Origin of the sequence: Acinetobacter sp. SK-43 (assembly GCF_015351505.1) — a bacterium.
In the GTDB taxonomy this organism is placed as follows: domain Bacteria; phylum Pseudomonadota; class Gammaproteobacteria; order Pseudomonadales; family Moraxellaceae; genus Acinetobacter; species Acinetobacter junii.
In genome coordinates, this window is the sequence record NZ_JADKPY010000083.1 from 1 (window position 1) to 18179 (window position 18179).

General features: G+C 39.7%; 16 protein-coding genes. 6 read left to right on the forward strand and 10 right to left on the reverse strand.

Annotated features, from left to right (window positions below):
* From IRT38_RS16050 to IRT38_RS16060, 3 genes are all read left to right on the forward strand, one after another.
* A partial coding sequence (locus IRT38_RS16050) for a sphingomyelin phosphodiesterase (protein WP_194598241.1) occupies positions 1 to 703 on the forward strand: 703 nt, incomplete at its 5' end.
* 12 nt (positions 704 to 715) lie between these two features.
* Entirely contained in the window at positions 716 to 1636 is a 921-nt protein-coding gene (locus IRT38_RS16055; protein WP_194598242.1) for a lipase secretion chaperone, read from the forward strand.
* Positions 1637 to 1738: 102 nt separating this feature from the next.
* Positions 1739 to 2206 (forward strand): hypothetical protein, encoded by a 468-nt coding sequence (locus IRT38_RS16060; RefSeq protein ID WP_194598243.1) that lies wholly within the window; start codon positions 1739 to 1741, stop codon positions 2204 to 2206.
* Between the two features lie 29 nt (positions 2207 to 2235).
* On the opposite strand, the gene IRT38_RS16065 is transcribed toward IRT38_RS16060, so the two are convergent.
* The 5 genes from IRT38_RS16065 to IRT38_RS16085 all read right to left on the reverse strand — a co-directional run bounded on the left by IRT38_RS16065 (position 2236) and on the right by IRT38_RS16085 (position 8953).
* Entirely contained in the window at positions 2236 to 4194 is a 1959-nt protein-coding gene (locus tag IRT38_RS16065) for an acetyl/propionyl/methylcrotonyl-CoA carboxylase subunit alpha (RefSeq protein ID WP_194598255.1), read from the reverse strand.
* Entirely contained in the window at positions 4194 to 5012 is an 819-nt protein-coding gene (locus tag IRT38_RS16070) for an enoyl-CoA hydratase/isomerase family protein (RefSeq protein ID WP_194598244.1), read from the reverse strand. Before IRT38_RS16070 ends, IRT38_RS16065 begins: the two co-directional genes overlap by 1 nt.
* A gap of 173 nt (positions 5013 to 5185) precedes the next feature.
* On the reverse strand, positions 5186 to 6346 hold the full coding sequence (locus IRT38_RS16075) for an acyl-CoA dehydrogenase family protein (RefSeq protein ID WP_194598245.1): 1161 nt from the start codon (positions 6344 to 6346) through the stop codon (positions 5186 to 5188).
* 69 nt (positions 6347 to 6415) lie between these two features.
* Positions 6416 to 8029 (reverse strand): acyl-CoA carboxylase subunit beta, encoded by a 1614-nt coding sequence (locus IRT38_RS16080; protein WP_194598246.1) that lies wholly within the window; start codon positions 8027 to 8029, stop codon positions 6416 to 6418.
* A 3-nt stretch (positions 8030 to 8032) separates the two neighbouring features.
* Positions 8033 to 8953 carry an SDR family oxidoreductase gene (locus IRT38_RS16085; protein WP_227592181.1) on the reverse strand — a complete coding sequence of 307 codons (921 nt, stop codon included), beginning with the start codon at positions 8951 to 8953 and terminating at the stop codon, positions 8033 to 8035.
* Positions 8954 to 9129: 176 nt separating this feature from the next.
* On the opposite strand from IRT38_RS16085, the gene IRT38_RS16090 reads away from it, so the two are divergent.
* On the forward strand, positions 9130 to 11097 hold the full coding sequence (locus IRT38_RS16090; protein WP_194598248.1) for a DUF2075 domain-containing protein: 1968 nt from the start codon (positions 9130 to 9132) through the stop codon (positions 11095 to 11097).
* A 70-nt stretch (positions 11098 to 11167) separates the two neighbouring features.
* Here the strand turns inward: IRT38_RS16090 and IRT38_RS16095 are convergent, their stop codons facing one another.
* On the reverse strand, positions 11168 to 12970 hold the full coding sequence (locus IRT38_RS16095; RefSeq protein ID WP_194598249.1) for an acyclic terpene utilization AtuA family protein: 1803 nt from the start codon (positions 12968 to 12970) through the stop codon (positions 11168 to 11170).
* 191 nt (positions 12971 to 13161) lie between these two features.
* Between IRT38_RS16095 and IRT38_RS16100 the strand changes: the two genes are divergently transcribed.
* Positions 13162 to 13761, forward strand: a complete 600-nt coding sequence (locus IRT38_RS16100; protein ID WP_004964166.1) for a TetR/AcrR family transcriptional regulator — start codon at positions 13162 to 13164, stop codon at positions 13759 to 13761.
* On the forward strand, positions 13758 to 14255 hold the full coding sequence (locus IRT38_RS16105) for a GNAT family N-acetyltransferase (protein WP_194598250.1): 498 nt from the start codon (positions 13758 to 13760) through the stop codon (positions 14253 to 14255). Before IRT38_RS16100 ends, IRT38_RS16105 begins: the two co-directional genes overlap by 4 nt.
* 44 nt (positions 14256 to 14299) lie before the next feature.
* Here the strand turns inward: IRT38_RS16105 and IRT38_RS16110 are convergent, their stop codons facing one another.
* The 4 genes from IRT38_RS16110 to IRT38_RS16125 all read right to left on the reverse strand — a co-directional run bounded on the left by IRT38_RS16110 (position 14300) and on the right by IRT38_RS16125 (position 18091).
* Positions 14300 to 15472 (reverse strand): acyl-CoA dehydrogenase family protein, encoded by a 1173-nt coding sequence (locus IRT38_RS16110; protein WP_194598251.1) that lies wholly within the window; start codon positions 15470 to 15472, stop codon positions 14300 to 14302.
* 93 nt (positions 15473 to 15565) lie between these two features.
* Positions 15566 to 16729, reverse strand: coding sequence for an acyl-CoA dehydrogenase family protein (locus IRT38_RS16115; protein WP_194598252.1), 1164 nt, complete (start codon positions 16727 to 16729; stop codon positions 15566 to 15568).
* 195 nt (positions 16730 to 16924) lie between these two features.
* Positions 16925 to 17458: a DUF4256 domain-containing protein gene (locus IRT38_RS16120; protein WP_194598253.1), complete on the reverse strand. Its 534-nt coding sequence runs from the start codon at positions 17456 to 17458 to the stop codon at positions 16925 to 16927.
* A 243-nt stretch (positions 17459 to 17701) separates the two neighbouring features.
* Positions 17702 to 18091 carry a hypothetical protein gene (locus tag IRT38_RS16125; RefSeq protein ID WP_194598254.1) on the reverse strand — a complete coding sequence of 130 codons (390 nt, stop codon included), beginning with the start codon at positions 18089 to 18091 and terminating at the stop codon, positions 17702 to 17704.
* Between the last annotated feature and the right edge of the window lie 88 nt (positions 18092 to 18179).

An 18179-nucleotide genomic window follows, 5' to 3' on the forward strand; every position in this document is an offset into this window, starting at 1 on the left:
CATTTTGCTTCAAGAAGCATTTTCATCATCACGGACTAGTATGCTGAATCAACTAGCCCAACAATATCCATATCAAACCCATGTTCCAGTTGGTTCAGGCTATAACTTATATGACAGTGGTGTCCTTGTTTTAAGTCGATATCCAATCGTAAAAACAGCTGAAATGATTTATCCAGATTGTACAGGAACAGATTGTTTTGCTGACAAAGGTGTAATTTATGCTGAGATCATCAAAAATGGAAAAGCTTATCACGTAACATCCACCCACACGGCTTCCTTCGATACAGATGAAGCACGTGCATTACGACAAGTCCAATTTAAACAAATCCGTCAATTAATTAATCAGCAAAATATTCCTAGCTTCGATGCGGTATTAATGGGTGGTGACTTTAATGTAAATAAATTCTTATGGCCGCAAGATTATCAAGATATGCTGACCAATCTTAATGCAACTGCACCAATCAGTACTGGTTACACTGCTTCAACTTTTGACCCACGTGTCAACAAACTAGCTGGCGCAGCTGGTTCGGGTGGAACAACGGTTGAATATTTAGATTATGTCGTTTCTTCAAATACACATCGTCAGCCTATTCAATCTCGCAATGACGTTCGTATTTTACGTTCTACCGCAGATCCGCTTTATATGACTTGGGATTTATCAGATCACTTCCCTGTGATGGGACATTTTAACTACGGTCCCTAAGTAGGAAGTATTATGAATAAAAGACTATGGATCACATGCCTTATTGTTCTATTGGTCTTAATTGCGTTTGCAGTTTGGAAGAGCACCACCTCTTCCGCTGCTACGCAACAAACCAAAAATGAACAGTCCTCCAATCACACTGTGTCTAATTCAAATGATATGCAAAACAAAAGTAAGGATGAGATATTGCAACAATCATTACAGGCACAGTTACAGGCTTTACAAAAAAATCCAGGCAATATTAACCAGTTTTTAAATCAATACCGAGCCAGTTGCCATTTAGATGGCTGCAATGCTGCATTAACAAAAGCACTTAATGCCTATCCTGATCAAAAATTCGCTCAAACTGTGCAAAATTTATTGAAGCGTATGCCGCAATATGAACAGCAAATGCAAAGTACAGTATTATCAACGGCGCTATCCCCCAAAGAACGCTTTGATGCAATTTGGAAACTTAGAGAACAGATGCTAGGCAAAGACGAAGCTGCTTTAGGTTTTGGACAAGAACGTGAATATGCAGATTATCGTTTTGCTTATGCGGAACTTAAACAGAATACGCAATTGAACCCTGAACAACGATTAGCTGCATTAGAAACGCTTCAACAAGAATATCCTCGATTAATGGAGCAAGAGGATAATTTTGCTCGTTATGAACAAGCGGTTCAGCTACTTGATGAGAAACAACCAACTGCTGAAACTCAACGTCTAAAACAAGAGTTACAACAACGCTATCTCACACAACAAGAGCAATTAGACCTGCAATTTAAGCAACAACGTGAACAACAGCAGCAGCAGAAAGTGGATCAATATCAACTGGCACTCAAACAACTACAACAAGAAATGCAACCGCTCAAGTCTCAACTTTCCGAAACTGAGTGGCAAAAGCAATATCAACAACGCCTTGAAAGCTTGCGATCGAATCTGTTTCCTTGATTTTGATGCCATCTGATATACAGATGGCGACTATTTCAGCATCTAATTTTTTCACCTATACTGTTGTAAAAGAACGCTTCTTTATTTTTGGAAATCAATGGAATGAATTACCCAAAACTGCAACAGGACTTAAATACTGCACTTGAATCTGAAATCTTAGGTGAAATAATTTTTCTTAATGCAGCAAAGCATACCCGCTCGGCTGAACAACAATATAAATGGAATGTCTTGGCTCAATTAGAAACTCAAACTTTACATAAGTTACAAAATTTTCTGATTCAAAATGGTCATACCGCAAAGATTCGATCACATATTAAATTACAAGCCAAAGCATCAGGGATTGCGATGGCAAAGCTTCCGTGGAAAGTTGCGATGCATTTGCTTAAACAAGGTACCAAACCTTTTATGGAAACATTTGAGAGAATGAATCAACACGCTGATGCTCAGACTCAAACCTTTCTGCAATATTTATTGGCACATGAACAAGCTTTGGCAGAGTTTGCAACACAAGAATTAAAAGGAAATTCGAGAAGCTCACTCAATACTGTAGAAAAATTATTAAAAAGCTAGGTCTAGCCTAGCTTTTTAATTCATACGTTTTATGCAACTGTGACATTTAATAACAATTGTCGTTTTTTCACTTGTTGACCAACTTGACCAATCAGCTCATCAACGACACCATCCACATCAGATTTAATTTGTTGCTGGATTTTCATCGCTTCCAAAATCAACAAAGTTTGCCCTTTGGTAACGGTATCTCCAGCATTGACCAGTAGATTTACAATCGCACCATCCATTGGTGCTCGAATCTTCCCATCACCAATGACTTCAACCGCTTCAGGTTCTGCGTAAGTGCTATTATCAATTATGAGATTGCCATTCGCCGTATCTAAATAAAGTTGATTTTGGTCAAGTACATAATTCAATTTACGGCGTATACCATCTACATCATAAATGATCTGTGTATCTTGAATCGCTAGAATTTTAATCTTGACTTGCTGATCACATAGCATAGCGATCAGTTGATCGTGATCTGTTTGGACATGAAGTAATAGTTGTTGATCAGCACATTTCAGTTTTAATGGGAAAGGCACAGAAATACCCGTTTGCCATGAAACTTTCGCTTGGTTCAGTTGAGTGAACACTGCTGCAGCAACCGCAAGGTTTTCCAAACTTGGTGCCTGTTGATGAAGGCTGACATCATCCTGAAAATGTTGTTGAATAAATGCGGTATTGGTATCACCTGCCACGACAATTGGATGACGTAATAAATTCACCAAAAACTGTTTATTACTGTTCACACCCAGTAGCACACAATCATTTACTGCACGCGCTAACAGACGAATCGCATCCTGACGAGTTTTACCATAAGCAATTATCTTCGCCACCATTGGATCATAAAACGGGCTAATTTCACCCTGTTCTAACATACCATGATCAATCCGAACATTTGGTAACATTCCGTCAGAGCCTGCAGGTTTCCAACTGAGTACTTTTCCAGTTTGAGGCAAGAAATCCTGACGTGGATCTTCTGCATATAAACGCACCTCAATTGCATGTCCATTTAAAGTGAGTTCATGCTGCTGTAGAGGTAAAGTTTCACCATTTGCGACACGGAGTTGCCATTCAACTAAATCGAGGCCCGTGATCATTTCTGTTACTGGATGCTCAACCTGTAAACGGGTATTCATTTCAAGGAAATAAAACTCATCTGAGTGATCAAGTAAGAATTCAACCGTACCTGCACCGATATAGTCGCAAGCTTTGGCGGCAGCAACAGCAGCCTCGCCCATTTGTTGACGTAATTCAGGTGTCATCACCGGACAAGGTGCTTCTTCGACTACTTTCTGATGACGGCGTTGAATTGAACAATCTCGTTCAAATAAATAAACGTAATTGCCATGCTTATCACCAAACACTTGAATTTCCACATGACGGGGTGCGATCACTGCTTTTTCAATAATGAGTTCACCTGAACCGAATGCATTTTCGGCTTCTGAACGCGCTGTTTTTAAAGCTTCGAGTAAATCAGCAGACTGGTGAACCAAGCGCATACCACGCCCACCACCACCAGCAGATGCCTTCACCATCAATGGAAAACCAATTTTTTCTGCTTGTTCTGCTAAATATTCGATATCTTGTCGATCACCTTCATAACCCGGTACACAAGGTACACCCGCCTCAATCATGGCAATTTTTGACAAACGCTTACTACCCATCAAATGAATCGCAGCGGCATTTGGACCAATAAAAGTGATTCCATGATCATTACAAGCTTGGGCGAAATCGGTATTTTCAGATAAAAATCCATAACCAGGATGAACAGCATCCGCACCTGTCTTTTTGCAGGCTTCGATAATATTGGTGATCGACAAATAAGACTCAGAGACTTTAGATGCACCAATATATACAGCTTCATCAGCCACTTGAACATGGCGAGCATTGGCATCTGCATCTGAATATACAGCAACTGTCTGATAGCCCATCGCTTTCGCTGTTTGCATCACTCGAACTGCGATTTCACCACGATTTGCGACTAAAACTTTTGAAAATTTCATCATTGCTCAGTCCAAGTTGGTAAACGTTTTTGAATAAATGCCATCGTACCTTCTTGACCTTCTACTCCACCGACAGCTTGCGCAAATTGCTGTGCAGCATCATCGAGTAGAGAATCTAAAGGTTCATTCAAAGTACGATGTAATAAAGCTTTAGTATTGCGAGAGGCCAATGGTGCAGCACGTTTGATTTGTTGAACTGTATCGCTCAGTAGCTGCTCAAGCTCATTTTCATCATGTACTACATCATGTACTACACCTAACTTCTGAGCAGTCTCACCATTGAAACGAGAACCTAACAATGCCAAACGACGCGCTTGTGTTAGTCCAATGCGTTTCACTACAAAAGGTGCAATTTGCGCTGGCAAAACACCTAAGCCTGTTTCAGGTAAACCAAACTGTGCCGTATCGCGACTAATCGCGACATCAGAAACACAAGCCAAGCCAAAACCTCCACCTAAGACGGCACCTTCTAATACCGCAACCACGGTTTGTGGCGCTTGATCAACTTGTTCAATCATGGCACCGAAACGACGGTTAAAATCAACATATGGCTGTAAGCTACCCACATTCGCCGCCTCTACACGGAGTGCTGCCATATCTTTAATGTCACCGCCTGCACAGAAATGTCCGCCTTTACCACGTAAAATCACAGCACGAATCGATACATCATCTGCTATTTGGGTAAAGACCTGTTGAATCGCATTGACCATATTGAGACTCATGGCATTGCGACTTTCAGGTCGATTAAGCCACATCGTTAAAATACTGCCCTGTTGTTCAAGTTGGAGATTTTCATCCACTTGTAAATTATTTAGCATTTTTATAAGTCCTAAATCCAATAAGAAAAACGTATGGCGAGGCAACTATTGCAAGGCATAAAATTGGCGAAAAAGCGCAGAATATCTTGCGCAAGGACGAAATATATTTCGCTATTTCCTTGCTCATATTTGAGCATTTAGAGCCAATTTTTAACGCTGCAAGAGCAACGTAGCTAGTTTTTCTGTTTCTTCGGCAGAATATCCATCAACTTGCAAATAATTCCGAGCATAATTTCATCGGCTCCACCACCAATTGAACCAAGGCGACCATCACGATAAAGTTGAGAAGCAGGGTTATCCCACATAAAGCCATTGCCGCCCCAATATTGCAGACAGGTATCAGCGACTTCACGAGTGAGACGTCCCGACTTGAGTTTCGCCATTGAAGCTAACATCGTGACATTTTCCCCAGCAATATGCTGTTCACAAGCTTGATAAGTCAGCGCCTTTAATGCTTCAACTTCAGTCATTAACTCGGCGAAGCGGAAATGTACATATTGATTATTAATCAAGGGTTGACCAAAAGTAGTACGTTCTTTAGCGTAATCAATCGTTTGTTGAATGACTTTTTCTAAACCGCCTACTGCATTGGCACATGCCCACATACGTTCTTCTTGGAACTGCATCATTTGCATCATGAAGCCCATACCCTCAGCACCCACCAGATTGCGCTGTGGTACACGAACGTTATCGAAATAAACTTGAGCCGTTGTGGTGGAGCGCATTCCTAGCTTATTCAGTGGTTCTGAGAAACTAATGCCTGCAGTCTTCGCGGGAACAATAATCATTGATTTATTAACATGCGGTTTGTCGTCAGAAGTATTGGCAAGTAAGCAGAAGAAGTCCGCTTGCAGTGAATTAGTAATCCACATTTTGCTGCCATTAATCACATAATCATCACCATCTTTTTTTGCGGTGGTTTTAACCGCTGCAACATCTGAACCTGCATGCACTTCTGAAACTGCAATCGAAGCCACATATTCACCACGAATCGCAGGATTCAGAAACTCTTCTCTCAGTTCTTTACTACCAAAACGAGCAAGTGCGGGTGTTGCCATATCAGTTTGCACACCAATCGCCAATGGCACACCACCACAGGCCGCACGTCCTAATTCTTCTGCCACCACAAGGTTATACGAATAATCTAAACCCAAGCCGCCATTTTCTTCGGGCTTACAAATACCAAGCAAACCTAAATCTGCCATTTTCTTAAAGACGTCATGGATCGGAAAACGTCCCGCTGCTTCCCATTCTGGAATAAACGGATTAAGTTCGTTTTCTACAAACTGACGTGCGGTACGGCGTAATGCTTCATGCTCTGCGGTAAATTTCATTATTTTTTTCCTTAAAAATTGTTTTTCCCCTCTCCCTCAGGGAGAAGGCTAGGATGCGGGTATTAAAAATTAAAATCTAGACACACCAAAACGCGTTGGATTTAACTCGCGTTGCTGTGCTTCATAAATGGTCTGTAGCAAGAAGATCAATACTTTACGTGTATCTCTAGGATCGATAATGCCATCATCATGTAACATCGCTGTATTAAATAAAGCGGTCGATTGCTGTTCCAGTTTCATTGAGGTACTTTGTTCTAGAAAATCCAACATTTGTGGATTCGGCTCCATACCTGAAGCTTTCTGTTTACCTTCAGCCACGATACGCAACACTTTTCCAGCTTGAGCTGAACCCATCACCGCCACATGTGAATTTGGCCAAGCAAAAATAAAGTTTGGCGATAAACTACGTCCACACATGGCATAGTTACCTGCTCCATAAGAACCAGCAACAATGATCGAGATTTTAGGTACAGTCGCGTTGGCAACCGCTTGGATCAGCTTAGAACCATGTTTAATAATGCCGTTTTGTTCAGCATCCGTTCCGACCATAAAACCTGTGGTGTTATGCAAGAATAAAAGTGGACGTTGGGTTTGTTCACAGAGATGAATAAACTGTGCTGCTTTGACCGCACCTTGTTGTGTGATGGGGCCATTATTGGTGATAATTCCAATATGTACCCCACCCATTTTTGCCCAGCCGCAAACAGTAAGCGCATCATATTCTTGTTTAAATTCTAAAAAGTCTGAATCATCAATAATCCGCGCCACAATTTCTTTCATATCCAAAGGTTGCTTCGGATCTTGCGGAATAATGCCTAACAATTCCTCGGCTGAGTAACGAGGTTCTTTATAATCCTGATCGAGACTTTTGGTTTGTTCTTTCCAGTTCAAATGCTCAAAAATTTCACGAGCAATACGAATGCCATCAGCATCATTTTCAGCTAAATATTCAGCTACACCAGAAACCTGAGTATGCATTTCAGCACCACCGAGTTCCTCAGCCGTTGCCACTTCACCTGTTGCTGCTAACAATAATGGGGGACCAGCCAATAACATTTCCGTTTGCTTACGCACGGCAATCACATAGTCAGATAGACCTGGTTGATACGCACCACCTGCGGTGGCATTACCATGTACCACCGAAATCTGTGGAATCCCTGCCGCAGACATTCGTGCCTGATTGGCAAAAGTCATACCGCCATAAGTAAATACTTCGGCTGCATAATTTAAATTTGCGCCGCCACTTTCGGTCAATGTCACAATCGGTAATTTTTGTTCAAGCGCAATCTTTTGCAAACGTAAGGTTTTTTGTACACCCATAGGTGACATGGTGCCGCCTTTGATTGCGCTATTACTGGCAGTGACCAAAGCACGAACGCCACTGACAAAACCAATTCCTGCAATAATACCTCCACCCGCTTCAGAGCCATCTTTATCATCATGCATGTTGTAGCCAACGAGACCGCATAACTCCACAAAAGGTGAATCAGCATCGAGAAGTAAGCGTACACGTTCGTGTGGAAGAATTTTACCTTTCTTGTCAAACTTTGGTTTTGCGGCGTATGACTTATCAATGCCCTTTTGCTGTACGGCACGCACTTCTGCAATTTGGTTTAATAGAGCGTCTCTGTTTTGTTGGTATTGTTCACTACCAACTACAATTTCAGATTGAAGAATCGTCATGGTTTAATCCTTGTTTGCATCTTGCGCTTGGGCAGATTGTTGCTCTGCTTTTTCAATCTGATCTTTGAGTACATCAGGAATAAATGCACGATGGAAGCCATTAAAAGACTGGCTATTGGTTGCATCTGCTAACGGATACATCCGTGTTCCTTGTGAAGCTGCACCATCAACTCTTAAGGTCACACCTGAAATAAATGCAGCAGCCTCAGAGAGTAAATAACAAATCGCTGAAGAAATTTCCGACTCAGTACCCATTCGTTTTAAGGGCACATTACCTGCCAAACTTGGAATAATAAATTTGGCAAAGTCACCACTGTAGTTATCCATACCAGAAGAAATAATCCAACCCGGCGCGACACAATTAACCCGAACGCCTGAACGTCCCCACTCGACTGAAGCGGTTTTGGTTAGGTTATCCACACCTGAACGTGCTGCACCAGAATGTCCCATACCTGGCATGCCGCCCCACATATCAGCAGCCATATTGACAATACTACCGCCGTGTTTTGCCATCCATTGGTTATAGGCTTCACGCATCAGGTAAAAAGTTGAATGCAAGTTATTACGCACTACCGCATCAAAGCCATTGGCAGAAATACTTTCAAGTGCAGATGGAAATTGCCCACCTGCGTTATTGACCAAACCATCTAGCTTGCCAAATTTTTCAATCACTTCAGCAATCATATTTTTGACTTGTTCTTCATCACGGTTATCGCAGACGATAAAATGGGCTTTGCCACCATCTTCTAAAATTTCTTGGCTGACTTTTTCTAACTTTTCAATTTTGCGGCCAGTGATCACCACCTGAGCGCCCAAAGAAGCCAATTCGTGTGCGGTACAACGACCAATACCAGAACCTCCGCCTGTCACGACAATCACTTGGTCAGCAAATGCATCTGCCCTGAAAATTGATTGGTAAGCCATTTTAATAAAATCCATTCATGTATTATTTTTGAATGCCTATACACTACCAAGCAAGTGCTTGGTTTGTAAAGTACATATTGTGACTTAGAGTAGAAGTCATAACATTTTAAGTAATTGATTATTTTTGATGCTAAGATATTGTTCAATTTAAAATTTTTAAAATTTAAAAACTCACAATGAATACAAGTTATTATCAAAGTTCGATAGATTCTTTTTTAAACGAAAATAAAAATACAATTTTTGGACAACTGGCACGCCATCATCAACATGATTTAGAAGATTTGCAGAAAAATGCTTGGCTAGAACAAATTGAATTTCTACAACAAGCGCTTAAAGATGTTTGTGGACATTTATATTTCGAGTTTTCTATCCCCAGAATGGGCAAACGAGTAGATAACATTTTAATTATTAATAATTTGATCTGTGTAATTGAGTTCAAAGTAGGCGACAGAAATTATTCAAACTATGCTCAAAATCAAACAATCGACTATTGCCTCGACTTACAGAATTTTCATGAAGGCAGCCATAATAAAACGATTGTCCCCATTCTTATTGCTACAAATGCTCCAAGTAAACCCTCTAATATTAATGATTCATTGAACCTGACCACTTGCATTTTATGTAATAAAGAAAATTTCAAAGAGATATTGCTTCAAATTTTAGACCAAGCAAAAACTACAGAAAGCTTAGATATTCATAATTGGGAAAATAGCGTTTATAAGCCGACACCAACGATTATTGAGGCTGCTCAAGCCTTATATAAAGGTCATAGTGTTAAAGAAATTTCAAGGAGTGATGCTGGTACAATTAACCTATCAAATACCTCTCATTTAATAAATACAATTATCGAAGACTCTAAAACCCAACATAAAAAATCAATCTGCTTTTTGACAGGTGTTCCTGGGGCCGGGAAAACTCTTGCGGGTCTAAATATCGCGAATGAGCGACTTAAAGCAGATGAATCAGAACATTCAGTATTTTTATCTGGCAATGGTCCGTTAGTAGATGTATTGAGAGAAGCTTTAACCAGAGATTCAGTAGAATCTGCTAAAAAAAGTGGCCAGAGAGTTTCACGTACAGAGGCTGAACGAAAAGCCAAGGCTTTTATTCAAAATATTCATCATTTTAGAGATGATAATTTAAGAACACCTCATGCGCCGATTGAAAAAGTTGTTGTTTTCGATGAAGCACAAAGAGCTTGGCAAAAAGAACAAGTCTCCAAGTTCATGCAACAGAAAAAAGGAATTCCAAACTTTGATATGTCTGAACCAGAATATCTAATCAGTGTAATGGATCGACATGATGACTGGTGTGCAATTATATGTTTAATCGGAGGCGGACAAGAAATCAATACAGGTGAAGCAGGTGTTTCAGAATGGATTCAGTCGCTAAAAACAAAATACTCATCTTGGGATATTTATTATTCAGATAAAATTTTGGCTGAACCTAATACCTATCTAAATGATCCAGATTTATCAAATTGGTTAAAGCAACATGGACATCAAAGAGCTGATCTTCATTTAGCTACCTCTGTTCGCTCATTTCGAAGTGAAAAAGTTGCGTCATTAATCCAATCTATTTTAGAAAATGAAAATGATCAAGCCGCTCAAATTTACCAAGACATCAAACATAATTATCCAATTAAAATCACGAGAGACTTAGCCAAGGCAAAAGCCTGGTTAAAACATCAAGCTAGAGGTACTGAGCGAATTGGACTGATTGCAAGTTCAGGCGCTAAAAGACTAAAAGCAGAAGGTATTTATGTTAAGAATGATATATCTCCAACTGATTGGTTTTTAAATCATCAAGATGATACCCGATCATCTTATTACTTAGAGGATATTGCAACGGAGTTCGATATCCAAGGGCTTGAAATCGACTATACCTGTGTAACTTGGGATATTAATCTTTATTATGATCAAGGTTGGCAATTTCAAAGTTTTAAAGGCTCAAAGTGGCAAAATATTAATAAAGACTCGACTAAAAGCTATCTTATCAACGCCTATAGAGTTCTATTGACTCGGGCTCGACAAGGTGTGGTTATTTTTATTCCGGCTGTAGATGGAACAGACCCCACAAGACCTCAAAAGCACTATGACTCAATCTATAACTATCTCATTTCTTGTGGACTAGACATACTATAAAAAGACGTACTGATTTCGCTTGCAATGTCTCGTGCAAGCGAAACTCATACACTAGTTGATATTGATGTGATCAGGCGATTAGTTTTCTGGGCACCTTCACTGGCATATCTAATAGCTGCTGTGCAAAAGCCTTACCTTGCGGATCAATACGCAGACTGGCAATCCCACCACCACCCAATGCATTTTCCAACATAAAATTCAATGCATTCATGGCTGGCAATTCATAACGAATCACTTTTGATTTTTCAGGATCAAGTACATGCTGCATATAGTCTGCAATATTGGCTTCTGTCAGTGCTGCCCGAATCCAAGGTAGATATTCTGCTTTACGGGCAATCACCCCAATATTGCTATGATTACCCTTGTCGCCACTGCGCGCATGTGCCACTTCAATTAACGGCACTTCAATTTCATCACCTTGATAGATTGCAACTTCACCCACTGGATGCAGGTTAATATCTTGTGGAGCTAAACCTGTTGGAATCTGAACTGGATGACGTTGCCCTGCAAAATCCACCTCAATCTTGATTTGATCTTTATCAATTAAGAAAGAGAAAAGCTTCACCACTGCCGAAGCTTTAGGACGACCACCAACAATCCCCGCTAATGCAGGTGCCATACCTGTAGATGCCTGTGCAATTTCCGAAGCAAAGAACATACAGGCTTCTTTAAACATGTGTTTCACAGCAATCTTGACGACCACTTCACGGCTATCTTTCACTCTGGCATGCGAACCATAGGTGCTTTCGATACCCAGAATCTCCACCGATTTTTCACTAAATGGCGGAACTGAACGTAAAGCTAATACACGTTCGCATTTATTTAGAATCGCATCGGCAATAGTTTGCGCTTTTTCAGGTGCTTCACGACCTGCAATTAAGAAGCTCACTAAAACACGATAACCATCCGCATAGGTAGCACTGACTTTATATTGCTGCGTTGGTGCACGACCAGTTGCACCTGTAACTTTTACTCGATCCTCACCGATTTGCTCTAAATGAACTTGGCTAAAATCAGCCGTCACATCAGGAAGTAAATAAGCTTGCGGATTACCAATTTCATAAACAATTTGTTCCGCGACTGTTGCTGTTGAAACCAAGCCACCTGTGCTTTGTGGCTTGGTCACGATAAAGGAGCTATCTGCACTGACTTCTACAATTGGAAAGCCCATATTGTCAAAGCCTTGTACTAAACGCCAATCGGTAAAATTACCACCTGTACATTGAGCACCACATTCAATCACATGCCCTGCCAATGAACCCTGTGCCAACTTGTCATAATCATCCAGTGACCATTGATATTCATGCAGTAATGGTGCAAGTACCACAGCCGAATCAACTACACGCCCCGTAATCACAATATCCGCACCTAAATCCAAGGCATCACGGATCGCAATCGCCCCTAAATAGGCATTACTGCTGGCTACATGATGTGGTAAAGCATCACCATTAAACATTTCCTGAACATTTTGTTTCAGTAACTCAGCATGTTTGGGTAATACATCATCCCCAAGTACCACAGCAACTTTTAAATCCAAGCCTTTTTCATCAATTATTTTTTGTAAGGCATCACGACACGCCAAAGGATTAACACCGCCAGCATTACTAATGACTTTGATTTTTTTCTCAGCAATTTTATTAATCAGTGGTGCCATCACTCTGCTAACAAAATCTAAAGCATAACCATGATTTGGATCAGTCATCATTGCCTTTGCCATGATCGACATGGTAATTTCTGACAAATAATCAAACACTAAATAATCAATATCACTCAAATGCACCAACTGAAAAGCAGCTGTATTGGTATCGCCCCAAAACCCAGAAGCACATCCAATTTTTACTAACTTTTGGTCATCCTGCTTGACGCTTGTCATGAGCTTTCTCATTATTATTAAAAACAACACAACATTACCAAGCAAGTGCTTGGTTTGTAAAGTGCAGAATGATATGCTGTATTAGCAAAAACAGACAAATTCAAGCAAATGCTTGTTATAAAAAGATAAGACAATTCATGAAATGAATTTTGTTACAATACACTTTGACTAAACGGGATAGACGGACAGGCATGATCGCAACTTCAATTGAGCAAATACCAAAAATCGTATGTTTTGACGATAGCCCACGTGGACGTTTGCTCTTAGGTGCCGCCTATCTGTTTTACAAGCAAGGCTATGATAAAACCACGGTTCGCCAACTTGGTGAATTTATTGGTATTCAATCAGGTAGTCTCTTCCATCACTTCAAAAGTAAAGATGACATTCTAGCTACTGTGATGGAGCAAACCATTATTTATAACTTTGCACGGCTTAAAGAAGCGGCTGAACGTTCAAATGATCCTGAACAACAATTGCGTGATTTAATCAGAGCTGAATTAATCTCAATTACTGGTGATACTGGTGCGGCAATGGCAGTACTGGTACATGAATGGTTTGCGCTTTCTAAAGAAAAACAAGAATACCTTTTGAAAATGCGTAATGAATATGAGCAAGTCTGGCTTGATGTGATTGAAAAATTACGTACTCAAGGCAAAGTCAAACATGATGCATTTATTTGGCGACGTTTGGTCGGTGGTTCTATTTCCTGGACAGTAACTTGGTATAGACCTGAAGGTAAAGTTAAGATTGATGAATTGACGGAAATGGTCTGGGAAATGGCTTTGAAATGAGTCAGGTCTATTTACGTAAGCCTCAACTCAGTGATTTAGCTGAAATCAAAAAAGCCTACCAAAATAGTATTCATCTACATCAACCGTGGACATACCCTCCTACAGATTTTGAACAATACCTACAACAAGAACATCGTTATTTTGTCTGCTTAACTGAAAACCATGCAATTGTAGGAACTTTTAATATCTCGAATATCATTCGAGGTCACTTCCATTCCGCTTATTTAGGCTATGAAGCCTTTTATCCATATATAGGTCAGGGATATATGCGACAGGGACTTCAACTTATTTTACAAGAAGTATTTCAAACACTGAACCTGCATCGACTAGAACCGAATATCCAACCTGAAAACTCCCCCTCCATTCACCTTGTGGCAGGAGCAGGCTTTGTTAAAGAAGGGTTTTCACGCCAATATTTACGCGTTGGTGGTAAAGAATGGAAAGATCATGAGCGTTGGGCGATTTTAAATCATGAGTGGATTGAATCCACATAATTTAAAAAGGGGATGAATTAGCGATCACCCCCTTTTTTTACCAATTAATATTGCAACTGCTTACTAATCAAATCCTTCATAATTTCTTCGGCACCACCACCAATCATATTTACCTTCACTTCACGATAAATGCGTTCGGACTTCATACATCGCATAAAACCCATACCACCCAAGGTCTGTACCGCAGCATCAGCACAGAATTGCATCGTACGTGTAGCAACGTTCTTAAGCATTGATATCTGTGCAATGAGCTCACTACCTTGCAGTTCTTTTTTTCCCATTCGATATGCAGTATCTTCCAATAAGGCACGTGTAGCAGTAAGTTGCGTGGCCATATCGACAAGTTTATGACGTACCACTTGATGATCAATTAAGCGCTTACCAAAGGTTTTACGTTGTTGTGCCCATTCCAAAGCTTCTTCATAGCAAACCAATGCATAACCATAGGCTATCGCTCCTAGCCAAAAACGCTCCATATTAAAGTTATTCATAATCACTTTAAAACCAGCATTTTCCTGACCGAGCAAATGACTTACTGGTACCCTCACTTCATCAAAATGTAGGTGTGCTGTGTCAGAAGCCCACCATCCCATCTTTTTTAAAGGTGATTTTGTAATCCCTTCGCTATGCGCATCCATCAAAAGCATCGAGATCCCTTTTGGACCTTGTCCATTCGGGTCTGTACGTACTGCAACCGTATAATAATCAGCTCGAATACCTGAAGTAATAAAGGTTTTCTCGCCACTTACAATATAATAATCCCCGTCACGAACCGCTTTGGTTTTTAAAGCGGCAACGTCGGAACCACCACTCGGTTCAGTAATCGCTAAGGCTGAAATTTTTTCACCTGCAATAATTTGTGGCATAACTTCATCACGAATCTCAGGACGTGCAAAGTGATGAATCGGTGGAGTACCAATGCTATGAATCATCAATGAAATATGAACCCCACCCGATGCTGCTTTTGCCATCTCAATTGCAGCAAGCAATACATGAAATGCATCAGCTTCAGGAATTCCACCATGTTCTGCATCGAAACCTAAACCAAGTAAACCAATGCTAGCAGCTTTTTGATAAAGTTCTCGCGGAAAAGTGCCTGCTTCATCCCATTCATTTGCATAGGGTGAAATTTCTTTTTCAACAAAGCGTTTAACACTATCTACAAAAGCTAGATGTTCAGATGTGTAATAAATTGGGTTAAGTGATAAACCATCCATGCCTTTTTCCTAAATTATTATTTAACTCATTCTTGTTATGCAGATCAGGCTTTAAACCAACTTCCTCTTGATTCAAAGCCTTTAAAATATGTATTAATAGCCCAGTTGGCGACTGGCAAGATCTTTCATGATTTCCTCTGCCCCACCACCAATCATGTTGACTTTCACTTCACGATAAATACGTTCTGATTTCGTACCACGCATAAAGCCCATACCGCCTAATGTCTGTACCGCAGCATCAGCACAGAATTGCATAGTTTGTGTTGCGACATTCTTAAGCATACAAATTTGAGCAATCAGTTCATTTCCCTGTAATTCAGGTTTTCCTAAACGGTAGGCCGTATCTTCCAATAATGCGCGAGTTGAAGTTAAACGTGTCGCCATATCCACCAGCTTGTGACGAACGACTTGATGATCAATTAAGCGTTTACCAAAAGCCTGACGCTGTTGGGCCCAATCCAAAGCTTCTTCATAACAAACCAATGCATAACCATAGCTACTGGCAGCAAGAAAAAAACGCTCCATGTTGAAGTTGTTCATGATGACGAAAAAGCCCATATTTTCTGCGCCGAGTAAATTTTTAGCTGGCACGCGCACATTATCAAAGTGCAAATGAGCTGTATCCGACGTCCACCAACCCATTTTATCTAGTTTTGATTTTGTAATGCCTTCACTATGTGCATCAATCAGCAACATTGAAATACCATTAGCACCCTTCGCATCGGGATCAGTTCTCACCGCAACAGAATAATAATCTGCACGAATACCTGATGTAATAAAGGTCTTTTCACCACTGACAATATAATCACCACCATCTCGCACCGCTTTAGTTTTTAAAGCCGCAACATCTGAACCACCACTGGGTTCAGTAATTGCCAATGCAGAAATTTTCTCTCCCGATAAAATTTTTGGTAATACTTCAGCTTTTACTTCTTCTTGAGCAAAATGTTGAATTGGTGGTGTACCGATCGTATGTGAAAGCAAAGATGCAGCCAAACCGCCTGATGCACATTTCGCTAGCTCGACTGAGGCAAGTAGAGTATAGAATGCATCCGTCCCCGCAATACCTCCATAATTTTCATCAAAGCCAACGCCGAGCAAGCCAATATCGGCTGCTTTTTTATAAAGCTCTCGAGGAAAGGTTTCTGCTTCATCCCATTCATTAATAAAAGGGCTAATCTCTTTTTCAGTAAAGCGCCTAACACTCTCAGCAAAGGCTAAATGTTGCTCAGTATAATATATGGGATTAAGTTGCATGCTTGCTTCCTGACGATTATTGGTCATTGTTTTCGAATATTTAGTGAGCACTAAGGTATCAAAACCACAAAAACCAAGCAAGCGCTTGGCAAAATTTAAGATTAAAAAAATATTCAATTGGTTCGTTTACTTTAACTTCCTACAAGGAATCATTTATCCCAATGGAACTTAGATTTTTAACAAACTACGAAATCCTCAAGTTGAATAATAAGATTGAGCACCATTGTGATAAGTGAAAACTCGTCCATAACGACAATCACAAAAGATAGCCCCACCCAAAATACGAATATTTTCAGGTGTCTTTACCCAACTTGATGTTTTTAAATCAAAATGCTCAATAGACTGTAATTGCTTATATTGCTCTTCTGTCAGCAATTCAACTCCCATCATCACTTTTGCTTCATTAACAGCATCGCTAATTGGTTTATGCTCTTTCCGTGAATTTAGTGCCTCTCGATCGTAGCAAAGATTTCTGCGACCTTTGGGTGATTCTAATGAACAATCATAAAATATGATGTCAGATGAGTCTGAATATATTGATACTACGTCAGGTTCTCCACCTGTTTCTTCCATTTGATGTAATGACCATAATTTATTTGGTACTTGTTTTAATCTTTCCTCAACCTGATACCAACTTAAGTTCAAATGTCGATGCATGTTGTTTTCAAAACGAATTTTTAATTTTTCCAATAATAACTTCTTTTCACTCTCAACCAATTGTTTTTCCATTATATTTACACTCCACTTTTTCAACAATCTATTATTTATATCTATGTAAATGATGAAAACTAGAATAACCACCTAATCAAATTTTCACTTAAATGATCCATTTTATAAATATTTAGATTAAAAATAGAACAAAAAATACACCTGACTTTTTAGCTATTATAGAAATTTGAGTTCAGAATTTTTAGATATATTTTTGATTTATTTAAGCTTAATTATTTTTATAGTTCTTAGATTTAATATTAACTACGAAATAAAGTTACTAACTATTAGCCTATTTCTCCAGAGATACTCGAATTTAGCCAAAGTAGCGACAAAAATTGCTTCTCCACCAATATGCATAATAGCCAATATCGTCATTTCATGCCAAAACCACCATATTATAATCAAACAAATAATACACCAAAATCCATTTGCTATCACAAGAATATTGATGAGAGTAGCTGATCGCCTTCTATAATTTGCTAATATAAATGAATAACATGCATACAATAAGTTGATACAACCAATGAAAATGATGATGTTTTTTGGTAAATGATACATTTGACTTAACCATTGTGCTGCAAGCAAAACTATTAAACCTGCTGAAACAGCTGCACAACAATCTACCCATAAAATATTCTTTTGAATCATCATTATAAATAATCTAAGTCTTTATAGGGATATTAGCATAAACCCTATTTTCTTCTTTGCAATAAAAAACACCCCCTCTGCTTATGCGGAG